20 protein-coding genes and 2 pseudogenes are annotated in these 22566 nt (G+C 66.5%); 13 read left to right on the forward strand and 9 right to left on the reverse strand.

Annotated elements, in window-relative coordinates:
- Nucleotides 1-22 precede the first annotated feature (22 nt).
- Nucleotides 23-1189, forward strand: a complete 1167-nt coding sequence (locus ACFQEY_RS01395; RefSeq protein ID WP_379765077.1) for an MFS transporter — start codon at nt 23-25, stop codon at nt 1187-1189.
- 221 nt (nt 1190-1410) lie between these two features.
- On the opposite strand, the gene ACFQEY_RS01400 is transcribed toward ACFQEY_RS01395, so the two are convergent.
- Nucleotides 1411-2304 (reverse strand): bifunctional methylenetetrahydrofolate dehydrogenase/methenyltetrahydrofolate cyclohydrolase, encoded by an 894-nt coding sequence (locus tag ACFQEY_RS01400; protein WP_379764054.1) that lies wholly within the window; start codon nt 2302-2304, stop codon nt 1411-1413.
- A 300-nt stretch (nt 2305-2604) separates the two neighbouring features.
- Between ACFQEY_RS01400 and ACFQEY_RS01405 the strand changes: the two genes are divergently transcribed.
- Together ACFQEY_RS01405 and ACFQEY_RS01410 are read left to right on the forward strand one after the other, a co-directional pair.
- Nucleotides 2605-4110, forward strand: coding sequence for an anthranilate synthase component I family protein (locus tag ACFQEY_RS01405; RefSeq protein WP_379764056.1), 1506 nt, complete (start codon nt 2605-2607; stop codon nt 4108-4110).
- Nucleotides 4107-4679: an anthranilate synthase component II gene (locus ACFQEY_RS01410; RefSeq protein ID WP_379764058.1), complete on the forward strand. Its 573-nt coding sequence runs from the start codon at nt 4107-4109 to the stop codon at nt 4677-4679. Before ACFQEY_RS01405 ends, ACFQEY_RS01410 begins: the two co-directional genes overlap by 4 nt.
- 26 nt (nt 4680-4705) lie before the next feature.
- On the opposite strand, the gene ACFQEY_RS01415 is transcribed toward ACFQEY_RS01410, so the two are convergent.
- Both ACFQEY_RS01415 and ACFQEY_RS01420 read right to left on the reverse strand, forming a co-directional pair.
- Nucleotides 4706-6559 carry a BCCT family transporter gene (locus ACFQEY_RS01415; protein WP_379764060.1) on the reverse strand — a complete coding sequence of 618 codons (1854 nt, stop codon included), beginning with the start codon at nt 6557-6559 and terminating at the stop codon, nt 4706-4708.
- A gap of 47 nt (nt 6560-6606) precedes the next feature.
- Entirely contained in the window at nt 6607-7875 is a 1269-nt protein-coding gene (locus tag ACFQEY_RS01420; protein WP_379764062.1) for an NAD-binding protein, read from the reverse strand.
- A gap of 159 nt (nt 7876-8034) precedes the next feature.
- Here ACFQEY_RS01420 and ACFQEY_RS01425 point away from each other — a divergent pair, with 159 nt between their 5' ends.
- Together ACFQEY_RS01425 and ACFQEY_RS01430 are read left to right on the forward strand one after the other, a co-directional pair.
- Nucleotides 8035-8448: an EamA family transporter gene (locus ACFQEY_RS01425; RefSeq protein WP_379765079.1), complete on the forward strand. Its 414-nt coding sequence runs from the start codon at nt 8035-8037 to the stop codon at nt 8446-8448.
- Between the two features lie 96 nt (nt 8449-8544).
- Nucleotides 8545-8925 (forward strand): Rid family detoxifying hydrolase, encoded by a 381-nt coding sequence (locus tag ACFQEY_RS01430; protein WP_379764064.1) that lies wholly within the window; start codon nt 8545-8547, stop codon nt 8923-8925.
- Between the two features lie 75 nt (nt 8926-9000).
- On the opposite strand, the gene ACFQEY_RS01435 is transcribed toward ACFQEY_RS01430, so the two are convergent.
- On the reverse strand, nt 9001-10728 hold the full coding sequence (locus tag ACFQEY_RS01435) for a formate--tetrahydrofolate ligase (protein WP_379764067.1): 1728 nt from the start codon (nt 10726-10728) through the stop codon (nt 9001-9003).
- Nucleotides 10729-10912: 184 nt separating this feature from the next.
- Between ACFQEY_RS01435 and folP the strand changes: the two genes are divergently transcribed.
- Nucleotides 10913-13318: a dihydropteroate synthase gene (folP, locus tag ACFQEY_RS01440; protein ID WP_379764069.1), complete on the forward strand. Its 2406-nt coding sequence runs from the start codon at nt 10913-10915 to the stop codon at nt 13316-13318.
- A gap of 21 nt (nt 13319-13339) precedes the next feature.
- Complete coding sequence (locus ACFQEY_RS01445) at nt 13340-13564, forward strand: hypothetical protein (RefSeq protein ID WP_379764071.1); 225 nt, start codon at nt 13340-13342, stop codon at nt 13562-13564.
- A 3-nt stretch (nt 13565-13567) separates the two neighbouring features.
- On the opposite strand, the gene ACFQEY_RS01450 is transcribed toward ACFQEY_RS01445, so the two are convergent.
- The 3 genes from ACFQEY_RS01450 to ACFQEY_RS01460 form a co-directional block, all read right to left on the reverse strand.
- Nucleotides 13568-14137 carry a cyclodeaminase/cyclohydrolase family protein gene (locus tag ACFQEY_RS01450; protein WP_379764074.1) on the reverse strand — a complete coding sequence of 190 codons (570 nt, stop codon included), beginning with the start codon at nt 14135-14137 and terminating at the stop codon, nt 13568-13570.
- A gap of 167 nt (nt 14138-14304) precedes the next feature.
- A complete protein-coding gene (locus ACFQEY_RS01455; protein ID WP_379764076.1) occupies nt 14305-14475 on the reverse strand; it encodes a hypothetical protein in 171 nt (56 codons plus the stop codon).
- 49 nt (nt 14476-14524) lie between these two features.
- Nucleotides 14525-14947 carry a hypothetical protein gene (locus tag ACFQEY_RS01460; RefSeq protein ID WP_379764078.1) on the reverse strand — a complete coding sequence of 141 codons (423 nt, stop codon included), beginning with the start codon at nt 14945-14947 and terminating at the stop codon, nt 14525-14527.
- Between the two features lie 97 nt (nt 14948-15044).
- On the opposite strand from ACFQEY_RS01460, the pseudogene ACFQEY_RS18735 reads away from it, so the two are divergent.
- Nucleotides 15045-15593 (forward strand): annotated as a pseudogene (locus tag ACFQEY_RS18735) (hypothetical protein); the annotation flags it as partial.
- Here the strand turns inward: ACFQEY_RS18735 and ACFQEY_RS01465 are convergent.
- Nucleotides 15511-16521, reverse strand: a complete 1011-nt coding sequence (locus tag ACFQEY_RS01465; RefSeq protein WP_379765081.1) for an FAD-dependent oxidoreductase — start codon at nt 16519-16521, stop codon at nt 15511-15513. The pseudogene ACFQEY_RS18735 and the gene ACFQEY_RS01465 sit on opposite strands and share 83 nt — an antisense overlap.
- Nucleotides 16522-16813: 292 nt before the next feature.
- On the opposite strand from ACFQEY_RS01465, the pseudogene ACFQEY_RS01470 reads away from it, so the two are divergent.
- From ACFQEY_RS01470 to ACFQEY_RS01490, 5 genes and pseudogenes are all read left to right on the forward strand, one after another.
- Nucleotides 16814-17441 (forward strand): annotated as a pseudogene (locus tag ACFQEY_RS01470) (IS6 family transposase).
- A 54-nt stretch (nt 17442-17495) separates the two neighbouring features.
- On the forward strand, nt 17496-18449 hold the full coding sequence (locus tag ACFQEY_RS01475; RefSeq protein WP_379764080.1) for a succinylglutamate desuccinylase/aspartoacylase family protein: 954 nt from the start codon (nt 17496-17498) through the stop codon (nt 18447-18449).
- Between the two features lie 122 nt (nt 18450-18571).
- Nucleotides 18572-19537 carry a DUF8073 domain-containing protein gene (locus tag ACFQEY_RS01480; RefSeq protein ID WP_379764081.1) on the forward strand — a complete coding sequence of 322 codons (966 nt, stop codon included), beginning with the start codon at nt 18572-18574 and terminating at the stop codon, nt 19535-19537.
- 67 nt (nt 19538-19604) lie between these two features.
- The gene (locus tag ACFQEY_RS01485) at nt 19605-20465 is read left to right on the forward strand and encodes a methylenetetrahydrofolate reductase (RefSeq protein ID WP_379764083.1); all 861 of its coding nucleotides are present in this window, start codon (nt 19605-19607) and stop codon (nt 20463-20465) included.
- A gap of 120 nt (nt 20466-20585) precedes the next feature.
- Entirely contained in the window at nt 20586-20906 is a 321-nt protein-coding gene (locus ACFQEY_RS01490) for a hypothetical protein (RefSeq protein WP_379764085.1), read from the forward strand.
- A gap of 54 nt (nt 20907-20960) precedes the next feature.
- Here the strand turns inward: ACFQEY_RS01490 and ACFQEY_RS01495 are convergent, their stop codons facing one another.
- Complete coding sequence (locus tag ACFQEY_RS01495; RefSeq protein ID WP_379764088.1) at nt 20961-22340, reverse strand: aminomethyltransferase family protein; 1380 nt, start codon at nt 22338-22340, stop codon at nt 20961-20963.
- Nucleotides 22341-22566 lie beyond the last annotated feature (226 nt).

Here is a 22566-nt window from a genome sequence, read left to right on the forward strand (position 1 = left end):
ACCGAGAGAGCAGCATCCGTCGATGTGGGGAATCGTTGCCGGAGCGAGTCTCATTTCGACGGGATTGGCCGCCTACGAGATCGTCCCGGCGAGTGTCACCCCACTCATCCGTGACTCGCTGGGTATCGGCCCGACGACCGCGGGACTCCTCGTCGGGATCATGTTCGGGGCCGCCGTGGTCGCGAGTCTCCCGGCCGGAGCGGCGCTCGACCGAACCGACTCCAGAACTGCGATGGCACTGGCGGTCGTCACCCTCGTCGTCGCCGGGACGTGGGGATGGATCGCCGGGCGACGAGGCGATTTCCGATCGGTGATCGCGTCGCGCGCACTCGGTGGGATCGCGTACGTCGTCGTGTGGAACGCCGGCATCGACCTAGTGAGTCGTGCGGCGACCCGCGAGAACCGGGCGACGGCCGTCGGCATCTTCACCGCGAGCGGCCCGATCGGGTTCGCGCTCGGTCAGGGGACCGGTCCGCTGATCGCCCGTCGTTTCGGATGGCCCGCCATCTTCGTCGCATTTTCGGGGCTCGCCGTCGTCGGCCTCGTCCTGTTCTGGCCGGTCAGTCGCGGACTCGGTCGGAGTCCAGGGGACGCCCCCTCCCTTCGGGAGTTCGGGGCGGTCCTCCGGAAGCGGGAGGTCTGGTCGGTCGGGCTGCTGGGCTTTCTCGGCTACGCGTTGTACCTGTTCGTGAACAGCTGGGGCGCGTCATATCTCTCCAGCGAACTCGAACTGTCGCTCGCTGTGAGCGGGGTCTTGGTGGCGGTGTTCCCCGCGGTCGGGGTCGTCTCCAGAATCAGTAGCGGGCTCCTGTCCGACCGCGTTTTCGGCGGTCGTCGCCGACCGATCGTCCTCGGTTCCTTCGCGGTCGCCGCTCCGCTCGTGCTCGTTTTCACTCGGTTCCGGTCGCTTCCGGTGCTCGTTGGTATCCTGCTTCTCAGCGGGTTCGCGGTCCAGCTCACGCTGGGCCTGTCCTTCACGTACGTCCGGGAAGTCGTCGAGTCTCGGGTCGCCGCGACGGCAGTCGCGTTCCAGACGAGCGTAGGACTGGCGGGCGCGTTTCTCGCCCCCATCGCGGGCGGTGTCGTCGTGGATCGGGCCGGATTCGAGACGGCGTTCCTCCTCGCCGGGCTCCTCGCACTCTGTGGAATTGGGCTCGCGTGGACGGCGCCGGAACCCGGCCGCTCGTAGCCGCGGGCCACCGTCACGGGTTCGGTGAGCCCGCGTCGACATCGAAGCGTTTCTGATCGGCCGAACCGCCTCCTCGTCGCTCGCGGCCTCCGCCACAGCCTGTCGGTTCGCGAATCAACTGTGTTCCGCGGCGGCAAGGCGACGCCGCCTCCGGAGGCAGACGATTCGAAGGCGGACGCCCGTCGTCGAGACGTCGCGAGCGGTTTCGGGGGAGGACCCCGCTACGGCAGCTCCACCGCCACATCCGACTGAATGCCCGTCGCCTTGACGCTGTTGTACATGAGCATGGCGATGGTAAGCGGGCCGACGCCCCCGGGGACCGGCGTGATGGCGTCAGCCTTCTCCTTCGCGCTCTCGAAGTCCACGTCGCCGACCAGCTCGTACCCCTTCTCGGTGTCGGCGTCGACGCGGGTGATACCCACGTCGATGACCGTCGCCCCCTCGCGGATCATGTCACCGTCTATCATCTCGGGGACGCCAGCCGCGGCCACGAGGATGTCGGCCCGCCTGGTCTTCGCCTTCAGGTCGTCCGTGCGGGAGTGACACACCGTCGTCGTCGCATTCCCGCCGTCGCCGTACTGGACGAGGAGGTTCGCCATCGGCTTGCCGACGATGTCGGACCGGCCGACCACGACGGCGTCTTTCCCTTCGGTCTCGATGCCTTCCGCCGCCAGTATCCGCTGGACGCCGTGGGGCGTGCAGGGTTTGAACCGGGCGTCGCCGGCGACGAGCCGGCCGACGTTCTCCGGGTGGAACCCGTCGACGTCTTTCGTCGGATCGATGCGGCCGAGGACTCGCCGCTTCTCGACGTGGTCCGGGAGCGGCAGCTGCACGAGGATCCCGTGGACGGCGGGGTCGGCGTTCAAGGCGTCGATCCGCTCGAAGAGCTCGTCCGCCGGCGCGTCCGGGTCGATCTCGTGGTGTCGACCGTCGATACCGAGTTCGTCGCAGGCCGCCTGCTTCATCGAGACGTACGTCTCGCTGGCCCCGTCGTCGCTCATCAGGACCGTCGCCAGCCTCGGCTGTACCCCCGCATCGCGCAGCGTCTCGACCGACGCCCGTAGCTCCGCTCTGATGCCGTCCGCGATCTCGTTGCCGTCGATTATCCGAGTCATGTGTGAGTTGATCTGTGGCGCAGTCGGACCGCGTCGCTCTCGGGAGCGCGTGTCGCGGACCGCCGCGTCACTGGTCGCTCTGCTTTCGCACACCGACGCAGAGAGTATAGTTGTCGACTGGGAATATCCAACCCGTTCAAATGCCGGTGTCGATTCGTTCCACTTTTCCGACGATTCGTGGCACGATCGGTGCGATTTTCGTCGAGAGACAAGCCCCACGCAAGCCTTTTATCTCGTTCGGTGCGAGATATTGTCAATCGGAGCCGGGACCGCGCCGCCCCGGTGGAGGCACGTCAGTAAATGAACGACAGCACCGTGGTAACAGGGAGAGAATCGTTCGTGGAGGCGGCCGAAGCCGCTCCGTCGGGAGCCCGCGTCCCCGTCGAACTCCGCGTCGCCGTCTCGGACCCCTTCGCGGCCTACCGCCGGGCGCGAGACCAGCCGAGCGACGGCGTGTACCTGGAGACTACCGGTGGACAGGCGGGCTGGGGATACTTCGCCGTCGACCCCGTCGAACGGGTGCAGGTCGGCCCCGACGCGGTCCCGAGGGGGAGCGACAGTCCGAGCATCGACGAAATCGACGCGCTGCTCGACCGGGAGACCCTCGTCCGCGGCGAGTGCGACGTGCCCTATCCCTGCGGCGCGTTCGGGTGGCTCTCCTACGACATCGCGCGAGAACTGGAGGAGCTCCCCGACACCACGCGCCCCGTCGGCCTCCCCCGACTACAGCTCGGCGTGTTCGACCGCGTCGCCGCGTGGGAGGAGCCCCGCGGCGACGTGGTCGACCTCCGTGTCACCGCCTGCCCGGTGGTGGAAAACGATCCCGAGGCGGCGTACGAGGCGGGCGTCGAACGGGCGACGACCCTCGTGGACGCCGCGCGAGACGGGGACGGCGGCGTGTCGACTCGACCGACCGCGAACCGACAGGCGACCTTCGAGAGCGAGTGCGGCGCGGCGGCCTACGCCGACCGCGTCCGGCGGGTCAAGGCGTATGTCCGCGACGGCGACACCTTCCAGACGAACGTCTCGCACCGCCTCGTTGCGCCCGCCTCCGTCCACCCGGTCGAGACGTTCGCCGCGGTCCGCCGGGTCAACCCCGCCCCGTACTCGGCGCTCATCGAGTTCCCGGGCGTCGACCTCGTCAGCGCCAGCCCGGAGCTCCTGCTGGAGGTGGACGGGGACCGGTTGGTCACGGAGCCGATCGCCGGCACGCGCCCCCGCGGCGACACGCCGGCAGAAGACGCCGACCTGGAGCGGGACCTCACGACAGACGAGAAGGAGCGAGCCGAACACGCGATGTTGGTCGACCTCGAACGCAACGACCTCGGGAAGGTGAGTGAGTACGGGACCGTCGACGTGACGGAGTACCGGCGCGTCGACCGCTACTCGGAGGTGATGCACCTCGTCTCGCTCGTCGAAGGGCGGCGTCGAGATGACGCGAGCGTCGCGGACGCCGTCGCCGCCGTCTTCCCCGGCGGCACCGTCACCGGCGCGCCGAAGCCCCGCACGATGGAGATCATCGACGAACTCGAGACGACCCGACGCGGGCCGTACACGGGATCTATCGGCGTGTTCGGCTTCGACGGCCGGGCGACGCTGAACATGACCATCCGGACGCTCGTCCACCACCAGGGGGAGTACCGCCTCCGGGTCGGCGGCGGAGTCGTCCACGACTCCGTCCCGGATCGAGAGTACCAGGAAACGCTGGACAAGGCTCGGGCGCTCGTCGCCGCCGTCGACGACGCGTTGGGCGAACGAGGGTCGTTCGCCGTCGATCGGATCGACCCCACGGAGGGGGCCAAGTGATACTCATCGTCGACAACTACGACTCGTTCGCGTACAACCTCGTCCAGTACGTCGGGACGCTCGACGACGTGACGGTCCGGCGCAACGACGCTATCGACGTCGCGGGCGTCCGGGAGCTGGATCCGGACGGGATCGTCGTCTCGCCCGGACCGGGGACGCCGAGCGAGGCCGGAATCTCCGTCGATGTCTTCGCCGAGACTGACTACCCAGCGCTCGGCGTCTGTCTCGGTCACCAGGCGCTCTGTGCGGCCCACGGAGCGCCGGTTGGCCACGCTCCAGAGGTGGTTCACGGGAAACCGTCGGCGGTCCGCCACGACGGGACGGCCCTGTACGCCGGCGTCGACGACCCCTTCGAGGTGGGCCGTTACCACTCACTGGCCGTCGAGCGAGCGGACCTGCCGGACGTCCTCACGGAGACGGCCCACACCACCGACGAACACGGCGTCGTGATGGGCGTTCGCCACAAGGAGCGACCGCACTTCGGCGTCCAGTTCCACCCCGAGAGCATCCTCACCGACGCCGGGATGCGCATCGTCGAGAACTTCTGTACGGCCGTCGCCGACGCGTAGGAACGGTCGGTTTCGCTCGCTACGCGTCAGTCCTCTCCGGGCGGGTCCACGTCGCGGTGGGTACTCACGGTCGGCAGGCGGTCGCGGAGGCGGGCGACAAGAGAGACGTGGCCCCGCTCGTCTCGGAACCACGAGCGCATCAGTCCGGCGACGCCCACCATCGAGATAACCGCGAAGGGGCCGCCGGTGAGGACGGCCAGCGCCTGCAGCGTCTCCGCGCCGCCGACGAGCAGCACGGCGATGGCCACCGCGCCCTGGAACGTCCCCCAGAACACGATGTTTCCGGTCGAGGGGACTACGCCGTGCCGGGTCGCGAGGATGGTGACGACGAGCGTGGACGTGTCGGCCGAGGTGGTGATGAATACGACGATGAGCGCGAGAAAGAGGAAGACGAGCAGTTCGCTCAGCGGGAGCGCGGAGAGGAGCGGGAAGCCGGCGACGGCCTCGGATCCGCCGCGTCGGCTGATGGCCGCTAACACGTCCGCCCGCCCGCTTTGCTGAACGAACAGGGCGGTTCCGCCGAGCAGGAGGAACCACGCGATCGTCGCCGCGGACGTGGCCACGACGCTGGTGAACACGACGGTTCGAACCCGGCGGCCCCGAGACAGCGCGGCGGTGAACAGACCGGCGAAGGGGGCCCACGAGAACCACCACGACCAGTTCCACACCGTCCACTCCGCCACCCACTCGCCGCCGACGTAGAGGCTCAACGGGGCAAAGTGAACGACGTAGCGCCCCGCGGCCGTCGCGCCGCGGTCGAGGACGTACGACCGCGGACCGAGCGCGACCAGCAGGGCGGCGAACAGGCCGAAGAGGACGAGGTTCAGGCCGGCGATACGGCGGATGCCGCGGTGGATACCCGTCGCGCTGGAGAGGACGAAGATGAGCGTCAGCCCGCCGACGAACACGACGGGACCGGTGGCGCCGACGGTCACGTCCCAGTTGAAGCCGACGCCGGCGAGGAATTGCTCGCTGACGAGCGCGACGGACGTGGCGATCCCGCCGATGGTGGCGAAGACGGCCAGCGTGTCGACCAGGCGGCCCCACGCGGAGTCTAAGCCGTCGACGCCGAGAAACGGCGTCAGCACCGTCGATACCCGCAGCGGCGCGCCCCGCCGGTACACGAAGTAGGCGACGGGAACGCCGATGACGGCGTAGGCGCTCCACGCGGAGATCCCCCAGTGGAAAAGCGAGTAGACGAGCGCGTCGGAGCCGGCTGCGGCCGACTCCGCGGGGGCGCCGAAGTACGGCGGCGGCGTCTGGTAGTGAAACAGCGTCTCCGCCGGTCCCCAGAACACGATGCCGGCCGCGATGCCCGCGGTGAACACGAGCGTGAAGTACGTGGGATAGGTGTATGCCGGCTCGGCCTCCGGACCGCCCAGCTTTATTTCCCCCCACGGGCCGAGCAGCGTGACGACGCAGAAACAGACCGCGAGCAACACCGCGACGAGGAACAGCGGCCCGCCGACCCGCAAAACGGCGTCCGAGGCGGCCGTCACGGCGGCGGAGGTCGGCGAGGGAAACGCGGTCTGCAGGGCGACGAACGCGGTGAACACCGAAACCGGAACGCCGACCATCAGCGGATCCTGCCGTCCGACGAAGGCCCGCAGCGTCGCGGTGAGACCGGTCCGCCGAACCCGGAGCAGGTAGCCCCTCGTCGGGTCGTCGTCTTCGTCGCCGTACGGGAGGATCGCGAGATAGCCCAGTCCGGACCCGAAAAACACCAGCGAGATGGCCACCCAGCCTCGACCGGTCACCGCCCCGCCGACGAAGTCACTGAAGAAGAAGCCGACGAAGACGAGCGCTCCGGAGGCGATGGCGATCGGCACGAGTAGCTTCGCCACCAGCCTCTCGATACCGAGGCCCTCGGAGCGAGACATCGTATGTGATTCGGTACCGTGCACCTAAAGAACTGTCGAGCGATCGACTATGCGTCCTCGCCGGGAGCGTCTCCCTCATCGGAAGAGCCGTCGTCGTCTCTCCCCCGAGACGCCGCGTCCGGCGGGGTGCCGTCGAGCACCGATCGTCCGAGCAGCGTCCCGCCGATGCTGCGGGGGTTGACGACCTCGTCGGCGCCCACGGACCGGAACTTCTCGACGTGTTTCGCCTCGGTGGCGGCGGCGACGACGCGCACATCGGGGTTGACCGACGTGGCCGCGAGGACGGCGAGCACGTCGCGGGCGTCGTCGTCGCTCCCGACGACGACCCCCCGTGCGGTGCCGATGGACGCGTCGACCAACACGTCCTCGTCCGTCGGGTCCCCCGTCAGGACGTTCACCCCGCTGTCGTCCAGCTCCGAGGCGACCGTCGCGTCGTCCGTCACGACGATGAGTTCCGTCTCGTCATCCAGTTCGTCCAGAAGTGAGTCGGTCACGTCCCCGTAGCCTAACACGACGACGTGGTCTTCGAGGAGTGAGAGGTCTGATGCTGTCATGATTCCGAAGGCGGTGGCCATCCGCGATTCGATGACCGGACCGATTAAGGTACCGACGGCGACGGTGAATGCGCCGGTCCCGAACAGGATGATCGAGAGCGCGAACCAGCGCGCCCGCACGGTCGTCGGCGCGAAGTCGCCGTAGCCGACCGTGGCGATGGTGACGATGACGAAGTAGACGGCGTCGCTCCACGTCAGCGGGTCACCGGTGAACTCGTCCCGGAGCGCGTACGCCCCGACGCTGCCGTAGAGGCCGACGCCGCCGATGGCCGACAGCGAGGCGATCTGCAACGGGGAGAGATCCACCGTCTGATCGAATCGGTCCCGATTGCGCAAAAGCAGGGGGTAGGTGACCCCGATGCCGAGCAACAGCGGCACGTCCGTGGTCCGGAAAGTCAAAAGCGGGAGCGCCGCGAGTGCGGGTAACAGCACGAGCGCCGCCCGGAACGCCACCGACTTGCGTTGCTGGAGCCCGACCGCCACGATACCCAACACGAACGCGAATAGCACCCCGCCGAACTGAACGAAACTCGGCGACACGTCGAGGAATACCGCGAGCGGCCCGTCCGTCACGACGACCGACCGGGACAGGTTCGACAGCCCCGTCAGGAACGACAGCAGCGTCACCGCGCCGACGAGAAGCACCGTCGACTTCCCGCCGGTGAACGCCTCCCACTCGACGAACGGGATCCGGTCCGCCGGGTAAAAGACCTCCTCTAACGCCGGCTCCGTGGGATCGTCAGATGCGTCAACCACTACCATGATTTCGACCGACAGTGTCTAAAAAGCTTGCAACGCCCGCCGGTCGTGACACTCAACACAGACACCGTCGTAGTGTGGCACGATGGCCCGATTTCGAGCCACGACGCCGCATCGACGACGGCCCGTCACGTCGAACCGCTATCCAACGGGGGAGCGACGGTGAACAACGCCGCCGTCCTGTTCGGTCTGGGAACGATGGTCGCGTGGGGGTTCTGGATCATCTTCGGCGACGTGGCCTCGAACACGATCGACCCCGAGACCGCGGCGTTCATCTCGTACGCCACGGCCGCCGTCGTCACGGGGCTGATCGTCGTCGTCTCGGACGCCTCGCTTGCGGTGACGAACCGCGGGCTGCTGTTCGCGGTCGTCGCCGGCGTCGCGGCCGCCGTCGGCGTCGTCTCCACGTTTATCGGCGTCACCGTCGGTCCCACCGCGGTCGTCTCGACCATCGGCGGGATGTACTTCGTCACGGCGGCGCTCATAAGCATCATCGCGTTGGGCGAGTCGCCCTCCCTCAACCAGGTGGCCGGTATCGTCCTGGCCGTCGTTGCCATCGTCGTCATCAACCAGTAGCGCCGGTCGTTCCACAACGTATCTTTTCTGTGACTATTTGTGCGGCGAGCACGTGGCGTGCCGGGATTTAAGCCCGCGACTGTCGGATCCCCGTTCGTGAAACGCACTATCAGCACCGACGACGCGCCAGCGGCGGTCGGGGCGTACAGCCAGGCGACGACGAACGGAAGTCTCCTCATCACGGCCGGACAGCTGCCGCTGACCGCCGACGGGGACCTGCTCGACGACGAATCGGTCGCGGACCAGACTCGCCAGTGCATGCGAAACGTTGAGGCCGTTCTCGAAGCCGAGGGGTGCTCGCTCTCGGACCTGCTCAAGACGACGGTCTATCTCGACGACGTCGACGACTTCGACGCGTTCAACGAGGCCTACGGCGAGTTCTTCGACGATGCGCCGCCGGCCCGAAGCGCCATCGAGGCCGGAGCGGTCCCCAAGGGCGCGGCCGTCGAGATTGAGGCGATCGCGACGACCGAGTGACGGCGGGTCCAAACGGTGTACGGCGTGGCCGTGTACTGACCGGGCAAGGAGTACGTCCGGGACCGACTACGGCGCTCAGAACAGCCCGGTGATGTCGCCGTCCTCGTCGATGTCCATGTCGGCGGCTGCTGGGCGGGCCGGGAGGCCCGGCATCGTCAGCGCGTCCGCCGTGAGCGCGACGAGGAACCCGGCCCCGGCGGAGGGGTACACCTCGCTTATCTCCAGTTCCCACCCGGACGGCGCGCCCTTCCTGCTCGCGTCGTCGCTGAACGAGTGGAACGTCTTGGACATACAGACCGGGACGTCGCCGAAGCCGAGCTCCTCCATGCGCTCGATGTCGTCGAGCGCGCTCCCGGTAAACTTCACGCCGTCGGCGCCGTATATCTCCGTCGCGACCGTCTCGATTTTCTCGGTGACGGGTGCCGTCTTGTCGTAGAGGTACTCGAACTCCTCTTCGTCACCCGCTTCGACGGCGCTGATGACGTGTTCGCCGAGTGCCTCGCCGCCCTCGCTGCCGTTCTCGAAGACCTCGGACTCCGCGACCCGCACGCCCAGGTCGTCGCGGCAGTGGTCTACCACCGCCTGGACTTCCTCGTCAGTGTCGTCCGGGAAGCGGTTGAGCGCGACGACGACCGGGACGTTGAACTGCTGGAGGTTGGAGACGTGGCGGTCCAGGTTCTCGAAGCCGGCTTCGAGGGCGTCGACGCCCGACTCGTCGATCTCGTCGTAATCGACCGGCCACTGTTCGAGGCCGTGGTACTGCAGCGCCCGGACCGAAGAGACCAACACGACGGCGTTGGGCGTCATTTCGCCCAGGCGACAGACGATGTTCATGAACTTCTCGGCGCCGAGATCGGAGCCGAAGCCGGCCTCGGTGACGAGGTAGTCGCCCATGCCGAACGCCGCCTTGTCGGCGATGAGCGAGTTGGTGCCGTGGGCGATGTTAGCGAACGGACCGCCGTGGACGAACGCTGGCGTCCCCTCGATGGTCTGGACGATGTTGGGCTTCAGGGCGTCGCGGAGCAGCATCGTCGCGGGCCCCGTGGCCTCGATGTCGTCGACGGTGATCGGCTCGCTGTCGGTATCGTAGGCCACGATGATGCGCGCGACCCGCTCTTTGAGGTCGCCGAGGTCCTCCGCGAGACAGAGGACGGCCATCAGCTCGGAGGCCGCGGTCAGTTTGAACCCGCCCTCGCGCGGGGTGCCGCCGGACTCTCCGCCGAGGCCGACGACCGTCTCCCGGAGCGCGCGGTCGTTCATGTCGAGCGCGCGTTTCCAGGCGATGTCGTTGACGTTGATGTCGAGGTCGTTCCCCTGCGAGAGGCGGGCGTCCAGCATCGCCGCGATGAGGTTGTGTGCCGACGTGAGCGCGTGGATGTCGCCCGTGAAGTGGAGATTGATGTCCTCCATGGGCAGGACCTGCGAGCGGCCGCCGCCGGCCGCGCCGCCCTTGACGCCGAATACCGGGCCCAGCGACGGTTCCCGGATCGCGATCATCGTGTCCTCACCGAGGTGGTTGAGCGTCTGGCCCAGACCGACCGTCGTCACGGTCTTGCCCTCTCCCTTGGGCGTGGGCGTCATCCCGGTCACGAGGACGAGGTTCCCCTCGTTGTCCTCGGCTCGGTCCCGGAGCCGATCGATGGCGTGGTGTTTCACCTTCGCGGTGTACTCGCCGTGGTACTGGAGGTCGTCGAGTCCCAGCCCCCACGGTTCGACCAGCTCCCATATCGGCTCCATCTCCGTTGCCTGTGCGATGTCGTAGTCCGTCGGGATCGGCTCTTGTTGCTCGTCGGATGAGTCCATCTCGTTCGCACGTTCCGAACCTCTCGTCAAGAATGTTCGTAAAGGTGACACCTCCCGAATAAGATAAGCTCTATGCCACGCCGTCGCTCGTTATGACAACTATATTATATTATTGGCGCGGCGGTTCCCTCGCGTCGCCTCCGAGGGCGATAGCTTAATCAGGTGCGCGATGACGATACGTGTCATGCAGTACCACGAGGCCGCCGACTACCTAGAGTCCCTCCAGCGGCGGCGACCGAAGCTAGGCACCGAGACGACGGCCAGGATGTTCTCGCACCTCGGGAACCCGCAAAACGGTATCGACTGCGTTCAGATAGCGGGGTCGAACGGGAAGGGAAGCACGACCCGGCTGCTGGAACACGCGCTCCGGCAGAGCGGACTCGACGTGGGCGTGTTCACGTCGCCGGGGCTCAACGACTTCCGGGAACAGGTCCGGGTCAACGGCGTCCCGGTCCCGAAGGCGCGCGTCACGGGGTTCATCGAGCGGATCGCCCCCTGTCTCGACCGCCTGGCGGTCGAGGACGACGCGCCGACGCACTTCGAGGTGCTCACGGCGCTCGCCGTCGACCACTTCGGCCGCGAGGATGTCGACATCGCCGTCCTCGAAGTGGGAATCGGCGGGCGCTACGACGCGACGAGCGCCGTCGATCCGGTCGCCAGCGCCGTCACCAGCGTCAGTCTCGAACACACCGATCTACTGGGCGACACCGTCGAGGAGATCGCCCGGGACAAAGCGCAGGTCGCTCCGAGGGACGCGCCGCTCGTCACCGGCACCGACGGCGATGCGCTGGCCGCCGTCCGGTCGGTGACTGACGTGGTGACCGTCGGGCCGGACGACGCCGACGTGCTCGCCGTGGAGCACGGGATGCGCTGTGCCGTCGAGAGCGACGTGGCGATAACCGGCGCGGACTGGGTGCTGGAGACGAACCTCCAACTGTTGGGTCAACACCAGGCGACCAACGCCGGCGTCGCCGCGACCCTGGCCCGCCAGGTCGCCGACGTCGACACGGAAGACGTCGCCGCGGGGCTCCGCCAGGCCACGCTCCCAGGTCGGTTCGAGATTATCGACGACGACCCGACGGTGGTGCTCGACGGCTCGCACAACCCCGGCGCGATGCGGACGTTGGCCGCCACGCTGGAGCGGTTCGACTACGACGACCTCCGGGTGGTGTTCGGCGCGATGTCGGACAAGGACCACGAGCGGATGATCGAGGCGCTCCCGCCCGTCGAGACGGCCGTCGCCACCAGCCCGGGACTGGACCGCGCCGAGGACCCCGAGGCGCTCGCCGCCGCCTTCGAGGACGAGGCGGCCGCGGTCGAGTGCGTTCCCTCGGTTCCCGAGGCCACCGAGCGCGCGCTGGCGGGGGCCGATCCCGGGGACTTCGTGCTCGTCACCGGGTCGCTGTACGCGGTCGCGGAGGCCCGCGACCGCTGGACGCGGCTCTTGGTGCCGAAAGGCGGCGGCCGCGCCCCGAGCGATCACGGCGCTCTCGCTGCCGCCTCGTTCCCCGAGACAAGCGACGAGGACGTCGACCACCGGGTCCTGACTGCGCTGCTTCGCCCCGGGCAGGCCGAGCGGGTCGCCGACCGCTTCGACGCCGCGGGCGGCGATTGCCACCTGTCGTCGACCGGGGCGCCGGGGAAGTTCGTCGCGGCGGTGCTCTGCGGGACGGAGCGCGAGCTGTCGGCGCTGGCCGACGACATCGAGTCGGCCGGACACGGCCTCTCACACGTCTCCGGGCGCATCAGGCGAACCCTCGGCGGACCGCCGGACCCGCTCGACACCGACGGCACGGCCGTGATGGGGATCCTGAACGTCACGCCGGACAGCTTCCACGACGGCGGCGAGTACGACGAGCCGACGGCCGCGATCGAACACGCCGAAGAGATGGTCGCGGCGGGGGCCGACGTGATCGACGTGGGCGGGGAGTCGACGCGCCCGGGTGCCGACCCGATCTCCGTCGCCGAGGAGATCGACCGGGTCGTCCCGGTGATCGAGGCGCTGGCGGACCTCCGGGTACCGGTCTCGGTGGACACCCGCAAAGCCGCCGTCGCCGACGAGGCGCTCGCGGCGGGCGCCGACATCGTCAACGACGTCTCCGGGCTCTCGGACCCGGAGATGCGGTTCGTGGTGGCGGCCCACGACGCCTCGCTCGTCCTGATGCACAGCCTCACGGCACCCGTCGACCCGGACAGGACTCGGCGCTACGACGACATCGTCGACGACGTGCTCCGAGAGCTCTCGGAGCAGGTGTTGCTCGCACAGCGCGCCGGCATCGCGCGAGAGGACATCCTCGTCGATCCGGGCTGCGGCTTCGGGAAGGACGCGGGCGAGTCGTTCGAGTTGGTCGACCGTCTCCGAGAGTTCGAGGCGCTAGGCTGTGGCCTCATGGTCGGCCACTCCCGGAAGTCCATGTTCGCGGACGCGTCCGGGGCGAGCGGGGACCGCCTCCCGCCGACGCTCGCGGTCACCGCCATGGCGGCCGAACGCGGCGCGGACGTGGTCAGGGTCCACGACGTGGCGGAGAACGGCGCGGTCGTCCGGAGCGTCGAGGCGGCGCACGGCTCGCCACGGGACAACGCTTTCTGACGGGGGACACAACGACTCGGTATGCAGACGCACACCCTGCTCCAGGTCGGGGGGCTGGCGGAGTCGTTCTCACAGGTGGTCGTCGTCGCGGGCGCGGTCGTGCTGCTGTTGATGCTCGCGGCGCTCAGCGGCTTCGCGTACAAGAGCCTCCGCGGCGGGATCGAGTGGCCGGACGAGCAATCAGAAGACGACGACGATGACGGCGTCAGCCGAGCCTCCGACGACGAGGAGTGGAAGTTCTCCTGACGGCTACCCGTTCGTGACCGACGCGACGACGGCCGCCGCGTCCGTTTCGACCGCCTCGATTCGGCTTCGCGTCTCGCGGACGTACTCGTCGTCGTCGAGCAGTCCGAGGTTCTCCCTGACGACGGCGGCGGCCGAGGTGACGGCGGCGCGGGCGAGGATCGCCCCCACGACGGCGTCCGTCCGGGCGGTCCGCGTCCCGTCTGTCGCGACGACGGCCGCGCGATCGGCCACGTCCCCGGCGGCCTCGGCGATCCGCAACGGGACGTCCGTGGCCGACCGGAGGGCCGTCTGCTCGTGGGTGTCGTCCGCCGTCGTCTCGAAGGCCGTCTGTACCTCGTCGACCGCCGCGGCGTCCTCGTCGGCCAGCGTCAACAGCAGTTCGCGGCGGTCCCGCAACTCCGCCCGCGCGGCAGCGAGCCGCTCGGAGGGTTCACTCGTGTGGAGACAGACCATCTCACAGAGCGACGCCGCCAGTGCGCCGGTGAGGGCGGTGGTGGCACCCGCGCTGGGCGCGACCTGCGACGACGCCACGTCGGCGAGAAACCCCTCGACGGACCGCTCCGCGTACGTCACGGTCGGCCCTCCGCCGCCGGCCCGCGAGCGGTCGCGACGGATGACGATCTGCTCTCGGTGCGCCGCGCAGCCACGAACGCTGACCGATCGGTCCGGTGGCCCCCATCGAATCCGAACATGTCTGATCGGAGCACCTCTTCGGACTTAACGGATTCCCTATATCGGCATCACGCCGGGCGCCCGTCGCCGTACCGCGTCTCCCGGAAGTAGATGACGAGACTCGCACACAGAAAACTGAAGCCGGCGGCCCGGAAGTTTCCGACGGTCATGGTGACCAGCGCGGTGCAGATGAGACCGGCCGCCAGGACGGCCAAGCCGGTCGGAATCAGTTCAACCATCCCCTTGGGCGAACAGACGCCCTCAGGCCTCAATAGTCTGTGCATCCGCTCACCCGCCGTAGGAGTGGTCGAACTCCCAGTGGTACCGGCACCGCTCACAAGTGGCCCACTGCGGAATATCGAACCGCTTGGGGTGGCGTCGCCCGTGGGTCATGCGGCTCCGGCAGACTGGACAGGTCATGTACAGCAGTTCGAGATCGCCGAACGACTCGGGCTCGTATTCGGCGACACAGCGCGGACAGTCGATGTCGTCCCAGGCGCTGTGGTGGAATATTTCGGCGCCGCACCGTTCGCACTCGACCGTCGCCGGCGGGCGTTTCGCCCACCCGCTGTCGCCCTCGTACGTCGTCGTCGCCGTGTCCATGCTGGACAGCCGGAACTTGTTCGGCCCGTCGCTCCGCTGGAGCGGGCTCACCACTTTCTCTCCAACCCACACGAGTTTCGAGAGAAGAAGGCCGATTCGACCAGTCACGACGTGACATACGTACCCTGTCTGTATATATGTACGTGGGAGCCGCAGCCAACTCGCCCGGCGACAGCTTTTCACCGGCGGCGTCGGAAGAAGGACCATGTCGTTCGTCGGCGTCCGACAACTCGCTGCCGGCGGTTCGCTCGCCGCGCCTCCGTCTGACGCGGCGGTGGCACAGACGCTCGATATCGCCACACTGAGTGGATTCCCCGGACACCTGAAGGCGCTAGCCTCCTTTCTGCTCGTGCTGGCGTTCGGCGGCGTCATCCTCCGGAAGTCGGAGGCTCGCGTCGACCGCTCGCTGGAGGCGCTCCGCGAGCGGCCCTACAGCGCCGTCCCGTACGGGCTCATGGGGTACGTCGTCTCCCTCGCGGTCGGGCTGCTCGGTCTCACACAGCTGAGCCGGCTCGGCGTGGCGAACACGCTCCTCGGCCGCCTCGTCGGGGTCCTGCTCACGGGCGCCGTCGTCTCGCTTACCGCCTTCGGATTCCTCGTCGTCGGAACGCTCGTCACCGAGATGCGAGGGCGACGGCGGCCGGTCCACGGACTCCTCGTCGGGGCGGCGCTCAGCACCGTCGGGTGGCTGGCGCTCCCGACGGTCGGCGGGCTCGTCGTCTGGATCCTGATCGCGGCCTTCGGGCTCGGCGGGGCGGTCCGTCGCTGGTTCCACGCCGAACGCACCGTCCAGACGGAGCGAGCCGACTAGACGGCCGGACGCGGCGGTCGCTGGCTGTCGGCGTACGAAACGGAAAGCGTCCTCCCCGGAGAGTCAGTCGCCGCTGGCCGGGGAGTCGTCCTGGTCCGTGATGTCCGTCACCATCTCGTCGCCGGTGGTGACCACGTCGACGTCCTCGCGGTCGGTGAGGTCTTGAATCGTCTCCGCGAACTCCTCCGACTCGAGGATCTGGTACTCGTTTCTGAGCCCCAGATAGACGGTGTAACACATCAGACACAGGATGAACGCGAACGGTAACCCGGTCGTGATGGCCGCCGTCTGCAGCGCCGTGAGCCCGCCGCCGATGAGCAGCAGCGAGGCGACGGCTCCCTCGGTGAGCGCCCAGAAGATGCGCTGGGTCTTCGGCACGTCGTGTTTGCCGCCCGAGGTCAGGTGGTCGATGACCAGCGACCCGGAGTCGGACGACGTCACGAAGAACGTGACGACGAGCAGCGTCGCCAGCAGTCCGGAGACGACGCCCAGCGGGTACTGGTTCAGCATGATGAACATCCCGAGCGTCTCGAAGGAGGCGTAGCTCAGTTCGGTGTACTGGGACTGTACGGCCCCGCCGCCCAGCGCGTTGTTCAGCGCGCTCCCGCCGAAGGTAGACAGCCACAGCGTCGAGAACAGCGACGGGAGGAAGAGAACGCCCAGCACGAACTCCCTGATGGACCGTCCCTTGGAGATGCGCGCGATGAACATCCCGACGAACGGCGCCGGTCGTCGGCATCGGTCCCTGGTCTACGACCACCACGTCCTCACGCCCCATCCGCGTCAACTGGTAGGCGAGATTGCAGCCGACGATACCAGCACCGACGACGACCGTGTCGGCTTGATTCGGCACGCTATCGGTTGTTTTCATGATCGTAAACTGTGATGACCGTGGGGCGCAGATATATTTATCGCTCGTTCCACCGCTGATCCATAACATATCAACATAATATCCTTTTGAGGAAGAATATTACACCGATAGCCCTGTAAAGGAAAGCAAAAGCATGAAGCCGAATATGTCTTCTCTTTGAGAGGTGGCGACCGAACTGTTCCGTACCTCCGACGGCACGCGGGCACAGGGAGTTCACGTCGCCTCACACGTTCACGTCGCTCACGCAGCACGGTATCGCGAGCGGCGCTGAGAGGACCGGTTTCCGAAGCTCGTGAGTCGACACCTCGGCGGTGTTCAGACGATATCAGCTTTGGGATTTGTGAAGCGAGAAGCAACACCGCGGCCGTTGCCGAAGCCCAGTATTCGGCGTCATTTGTCCGAACTATCGCTTTCGAACACTGTTTTGCTCCTTGAAATATTTGGTGTTGGTCGGGTTCGACTCGCCGTTCGCGACTTGATTCCCACGGCCGATCTACAGCCAGAATCCGGTCGGAGCCCGACTCACGTTGCGGTCGATGAAACTGTGTTTCAGCTGAATAATGAACTGCATCGACTGTCTGTTGCTTTGATGGTAATCCTACTGATCTGTCAGACATAACGCTTGAACCGACGAGAAACAGTGCGTTCGCAGATCAGTTCTTCGCGGCGTTCCGCGAAGAACACGACGTAGACGACGCAATCGTTCCCGTCTCTGGCGCGGCTTCATTTCGGCGAACTTGTCACGAACACGCTTCGATTTCAAACACGTTCGATATGGAATTCGGAACTACGTCGAACGTGTCTTTCGTGAGATAAAACGCAGAAATTTCACTTTCTCGAATAGTTTCAGCAACGTCAACGCAGAAACTGCTGACGAGTGGCTCAGATCGCTGGCCTTCGCATGGGTTCGGCGTACCTGACCACCACCACAAACCGCTCCGGACCTTTTTCATCGCGGCCGTCGGGGAGTGGGTATGGGATACGAGCCGGTCACGCACACGGCGACGGACCGCACGCTGGGCCGTCTGCCCTCGGGCGACGATGTCACCGTCGCGGTCCACCGATACGTCGGCGGGTCCGGCCCGACCGTGTACGTCCAGGCCGCACAACACGGCATCGAACTGAACGGGCCGGCGACGCTGCGTCGCCTTCACGAGGCGTTAGTCGACGCCGACGTCGCCGGAACGGTGGTCGTCGTCCCCGTGGTGAACTCGCCGGCGTTCGACCACCGTTCGTACATGACGCCGCAGGTCTACGACGCCGCGAATCCGAACCTGAACCGGGTCTGGCCCGGCGATGACGAGGGGAGCATGCAGGAGCGACTGGCTGCGGAGCTCTGGCCGCTCGTGACTGACGCCGACGCGGTTGTCGACCTCCACACCGGCACGGCAGACATGCTCGAACACGTCCGAGTCCGCGCTGACCGGCCCGCCGCCCGACGGCTGGGCGAAGCCTTCGGCACCGAATACATCTTGACCGACGACGAATCCACGGACGACGACGGGTTCGACGGGACGTTCCGGGCCGCGGCGGCGCGCGAGCGTATTCCGGCCGTCACCGCGGAGCTGGCCAACAGCTGGCGGGTTTCCCGCTCGGCGGTCGAGGTCGGGGTCAGCGGCGTACGAGACGTGCTTCGTGAGCTCGATGTCCTCGAAGACCAACCCACGCCGTCACCGGACCAAACGCTGCTCCGCGACGAGCCCGCCGCGACGACGGCGGCGGCTTCGGGCCTGTACGAGCCCCGGACCGACGTCAGCGTCGGAGACCGTATCGAGGCGGACGAGGAACTGGGAACCGTGTACTGTCCGTCGTCGTTCGAACAGCTTCAGACCGTCACCGCGACGAGCGGAGGCGTCGCGTACTCGCTGACCCGGAGCGGCGTCGTCTTCGCGGGCGAGCAACTGGTCGGTGTCGCACGGCCCGTCTGAGCGCGCCGCCGAAGGGCGATAGCCGACCCGAACGCGGAGGGACGAGCGGCAGCACATTTGAATAGGTTTATTATTCCTGATCTACCCCTATATGAGATGACATACCATGGGAGTACAACACAATGGACCTACAGCACTCGTTCCATACGCTTTCGCGCGTGGTCGAACAGATCGAGTCACGAGACAGGTCCGTCCGAGATTTGGAGGTCACGACCACCTCGGACACTCCCGGTATTCTCGACGTCCGCATGACGCTCACGATCCCCCTCTGTGCGACATCGACCGGGACGGCCGACACGCTGATCACCCCGCAGGCGGCCTCGATAACCGGGAGCGACGGCGTCACGATCACCTGCTCGATCTCGGACCTCGTCCCGATCCTGACCGACACCAAGTCGGTCGCCGTCGGCGAACAGGGTGTCCGCGTCGAAGACGGAGAGTTCATCCTGACAGTCGAGTTTAATATCGAGCCGGCGAACTCGGCGGAGGACACCGAGCAGGGGACCAACGAGGAGATCGAAGACCCGATCGCCGCGCGACTCGCGGCGGTCCGGTCAGACGACGTGCCGGCTTACGACGACATCGAGTACCTCCGAACGCTCTACAAATCGTGCGGGACGTTCACCGAGATGAGCGAGCGTATCGAGATGGACATCGCGGCGGAAACCGTTCGACGGTACATGATCGAGGCCGATATCCACGAACCGACCTCGTACGACACGGCCGTGCACGACGCCGAGAACGACGGTAAACACGAGCCTATCGACGACTCCGAGTCGACGGCCACCAGAGCGGACCGAGCACCATCGCCGCCGGATTCCGAGACGGGGGACGAACAACTCCTCACCGACGGCATCGGTCTGCCTGACGGCGTTACCGTCGACGACATCGTTGAGGCCGTCGCTGGCGCAGCGTCCGTTTACGAGGTACAGTTGTCGCTCGAACTCAGTCACGCCGAGACCCGTGATCTGCTCAGACAGCTCAACCTGATCGATCTCGTGTTGCACCGCATCGACGCCCCGCGACAGGACGCATCGAAGGACGACATCGTCCGACGGATGCGACAGTACAGCGGTGCCAACGCGTGACTATATAAATGGGTGCGCTACCCCACCCACAGAAAAAAGTGATTCCGCCGTTCCCCTCCGACAAGAGATGTCCTTGAAGTCACGAGTCACCGACAGCGACACCGGCGTTTCGACGCTCCTCCGGACTGCACGGTTCGAACTGATGCCGTTCGAGAGCTTCGACGAGGAACTCGACCACCTTCCGGCGGGCGTGACGATCGCCATAACCACCTCACCGCAGTTGGGCATCGACAGAACCATCGAGAAGACGGAGCTGGCCGTCGAGGAGGGGTTCGAAGTCGTCCCTCACGTCGCGGCGCGGTACGTCACGGACCGCGACCATCTCGAAGAGATCGCCCGTCGGCTCACGGCGGCGGGCGTCACGGACATCTTCGTCCCCGGCGGCGACCGAGAGGAACCCGCCGGCGAGTTCGAGTCGGCGTACGACCTGCTCTCGACGCTCGAAGAGACGGACTACGAGTTCGACGAGGTCGGCATCACCGGCTACCCCGAGGGGCACGACTTCCTTGACGAAGAGACGCTCGCGGAGTCCATGCGAAAAAAGGAGCCGTACGCTACCTACATCGTCACGCAGCTGTGTTACGACCCCGAGACCGTCCTCGACTGGATAGAGGACGTCCGCGCACGCGGGGTGGCCCTCCCCGTCGAGATCGGTATTCCGGGCGTGATGAAGTACCAGCGGCTGCTGCAGATTTCCCAGAAAGTTGGCGTCGGTGACTCTGTCAAGTTCCTGAAGAAGACGACCGGCATCATCGGATTCGTCAAACAGCTCGTCGGCTCCCGTGGCACCTACAAGCCCGACGACCTCGTCGACGGGTTCGGCCCGTACGTCGACGACGAGGAGTACGGTATCCGCGGCGTCCACATCTACACGTTCAACCAGACGCCCGACACCGAGGAGTGGCGGCGCGACCGACTCCAGTCCTGACCGGTGGTCCCGCCGATCCGACCGGCATCACGTAACCGCTCGGCGCATCGACACGTTCTGTCGGGCCACCTTATCTGTCTGACCGCGGCGTTCGCCATCGTCGGACGGTGGGGCGCGGCCGTGCTCGCCCTCGTCGTCGCCTACGGCGTCGTCGTCAACGGGCTCTCGATGTACGCGTGGGACGAGGTTCACGCCCGAACGCGTGCGACGATGGACGGCGCGGAACCGGATCGAGAATTCACGGTTCACCGGCTCTCGCCGGAGACGAAAGCCGATCTGCTGGGCGCGTTCGGTATCGCTGCCGGTGTCGTCGCCGTCACCGTCGTCGGGGTCGTCGCGTTCAGGTACGCCGGCTTAGACGAACGGACGGCCGTCGTCCTCGCGGGTGGTGAACTCGCCGCCGGAAACGCCGGCACGCTCCTCCGGCAGTGTCTCACGTAGCGGTCGCTGACCCGGATGGCAGATCGCCGAAACGGGTTGAGCGACCCAAAGGAGTTAGTCGCTGCTGCTCTCGGCTTCCTTGCGGGCGTTGAGCTTTGCCTGCTCGCGGGCGCTCGGGTTAACAGACTCCTTGAACGGCACTTTCGCAACAGTGGCGAACACCGGTTCGCCGGGCTCTTCTGCGTACTCGTCCGGAAGGTGCACCTGGAACTCGATGTCCAACTCCTCGTCGTAGATGTCGTCGTTGAGCGGCGTGTCGGTCGCCTCCTGAAGCTTCTCCGCCGGGATGAAACCCATGCCGATGTTCGTTTCGAGGTCCGGGTTCCACCACGGCGAGGTGAGGTAGCCGCACTCCTCACCGGTCTCGGGATCGGAGATGAGCCAGAAGTCCGGCGCGTAGTCCCGGATGGGCTCGCCGGCTATCTTCAGCCCGATGAGCTTATGCTCGAACGGATAGCTGCCGGCCTCTATCTGTTCTTTCTGAGCTTCGAGGGCCTCCTTACCGATGTAGTCGGCGTCCTTGTCGTCGGGCACGTGGTAGCCGAGGTTGACCTGGAACGGGGAGGTCTCGTGGTCGAGGTCCTGTCCCCACGACATGATACCGGCGGCGATCCGCCGGTGGTGGCCCGGGGCGATCTGCCGGCCCCCGTGGGCCTTGACGGACTCCATGACGGGATCCCAGACGCTCTCGGCGTACTTGCTGGCGTCCTTGACGTAGATTTCGAAGCCCTTCTCGCCCGAGAACCCGGTCTGGCTGATGAGCACGTCGACGCCGTCAATCTCGGCGTCCATCAGACCGTAGTAGGGCACCTCACTGACCTTCTCGCCGACGATGTCGATCATGACGTCCTCGGATTTCGGACCCTGGATTTGCATGGGCGCGACGTCGATCTCGTCGATTTCCACGTCGAAGTCGTTGTCGACGTTGACGCCTTGGAGCCACTGCATCAGCGTCGAGTCCGAGATGGAGAACCAGAACTCGTCTTCCTCCGGACGAAGAAGCACCGGATCGTTCAGGACACCGCCGTCCTCGTTACAGAGGATAACGTACTTCCCGTCCATGGCGTCCATACTCGTCACGTCTCGGGTGACGACATAGTTTGTCAGCGCCTCGGCGTCGGGCCCTTTCACCCGAATCTGACGCTCGACGGCCACGTCCCAGAGCGTCACGTCGTTGGTCAGTGCGTCGTACTCCTTCATCACTCCGCCGTCCTCCGGTTCGATGAGACCACGGGGGTGATAGAGGCGGTTGTAGACGGTGGCCCGCCAGGCGCCCTCCTCGTTGAAGGACTTGTGGAAGAACGGAGATTTCCGAACGCGTGTCGAGACGAGCATCTCGATGTTGGGGTCGCCAGTCTGACGCAGGTTCCGCGGGACTGTCCGGTCAGACTGATCGATACTGGGGTGGTTTGGATGTTCCTCGTTCCCGGACATGCCCCTGAATCGTCCTTGCAATTGCTAATAAAAGATAGCACTAATAACGACTCCCATTTTTATAGGGTCACAACAGTCGGCCGGCACCCGGCCCGGATCGGCTGCGCTGATTCGGGCGTAGCCCGCGCTGTCAACAGCAATCAGCGTACACCAGGGCTCGGAACAGTCACCGCCGGTTTCCCGATACGGAAAACTATCAGCATGCTTGGTGGTTCAGTCTGGTCGA

This window comes from Halorubrum trueperi (genome assembly GCF_042662525.1).
Lineage (GTDB): Archaea > Halobacteriota > Halobacteria > Halobacteriales > Haloferacaceae > Halorubrum > Halorubrum trueperi.

Excerpts from the sequence above, each read along its gene's own strand:
- ACFQEY_RS01475 (WP_379764080.1), top strand. The coding sequence starts at position 17,496 with ATGGGATACGAGCCGGTCACGCACACGGCGACGGACCGCACGCTGGGC.
- folP (WP_379764069.1), top strand. The coding sequence starts at position 10,913 with ATGCAGTACCACGAGGCCGCCGACTACCTAGAGTCCCTCCAGCGGCGG.
- ACFQEY_RS01415 (WP_379764060.1), bottom strand. The coding sequence starts at position 6,559 with ATGTCTCGCTCCGAGGGCCTCGGTATCGAGAGGCTGGTGGCGAAGCTA.
- ACFQEY_RS01485 (WP_379764083.1), top strand. The coding sequence starts at position 19,605 with ATGTCCTTGAAGTCACGAGTCACCGACAGCGACACCGGCGTTTCGACG.
- ACFQEY_RS01405 (WP_379764056.1), top strand. The coding sequence starts at position 2,605 with ATGAACGACAGCACCGTGGTAACAGGGAGAGAATCGTTCGTGGAGGCG.
- ACFQEY_RS01445 (WP_379764071.1), top strand. The coding sequence starts at position 13,340 with ATGCAGACGCACACCCTGCTCCAGGTCGGGGGGCTGGCGGAGTCGTTC.
- ACFQEY_RS01455 (WP_379764076.1), bottom strand. The coding sequence starts at position 14,475 with ATGGTTGAACTGATTCCGACCGGCTTGGCCGTCCTGGCGGCCGGTCTC.
- ACFQEY_RS01495 (WP_379764088.1), bottom strand. The coding sequence starts at position 22,340 with ATGTCCGGGAACGAGGAACATCCAAACCACCCCAGTATCGATCAGTCT.
- ACFQEY_RS01420 (WP_379764062.1), bottom strand. The coding sequence starts at position 7,875 with ATGGTAGTGGTTGACGCATCTGACGATCCCACGGAGCCGGCGTTAGAG.
- ACFQEY_RS01465 (WP_379765081.1), bottom strand. The coding sequence starts at position 16,521 with ATGAAAACAACCGATAGCGTGCCGAATCAAGCCGACACGGTCGTCGTC.
- ACFQEY_RS01480 (WP_379764081.1), top strand. The coding sequence starts at position 18,572 with ATGGACCTACAGCACTCGTTCCATACGCTTTCGCGCGTGGTCGAACAG.
- ACFQEY_RS01395 (WP_379765077.1), top strand. The coding sequence starts at position 23 with ATGTGGGGAATCGTTGCCGGAGCGAGTCTCATTTCGACGGGATTGGCC.
- ACFQEY_RS01400 (WP_379764054.1), bottom strand. The coding sequence starts at position 2,304 with ATGACTCGGATAATCGACGGCAACGAGATCGCGGACGGCATCAGAGCG.
- ACFQEY_RS01435 (WP_379764067.1), bottom strand. The coding sequence starts at position 10,728 with ATGGACTCATCCGACGAGCAACAAGAGCCGATCCCGACGGACTACGAC.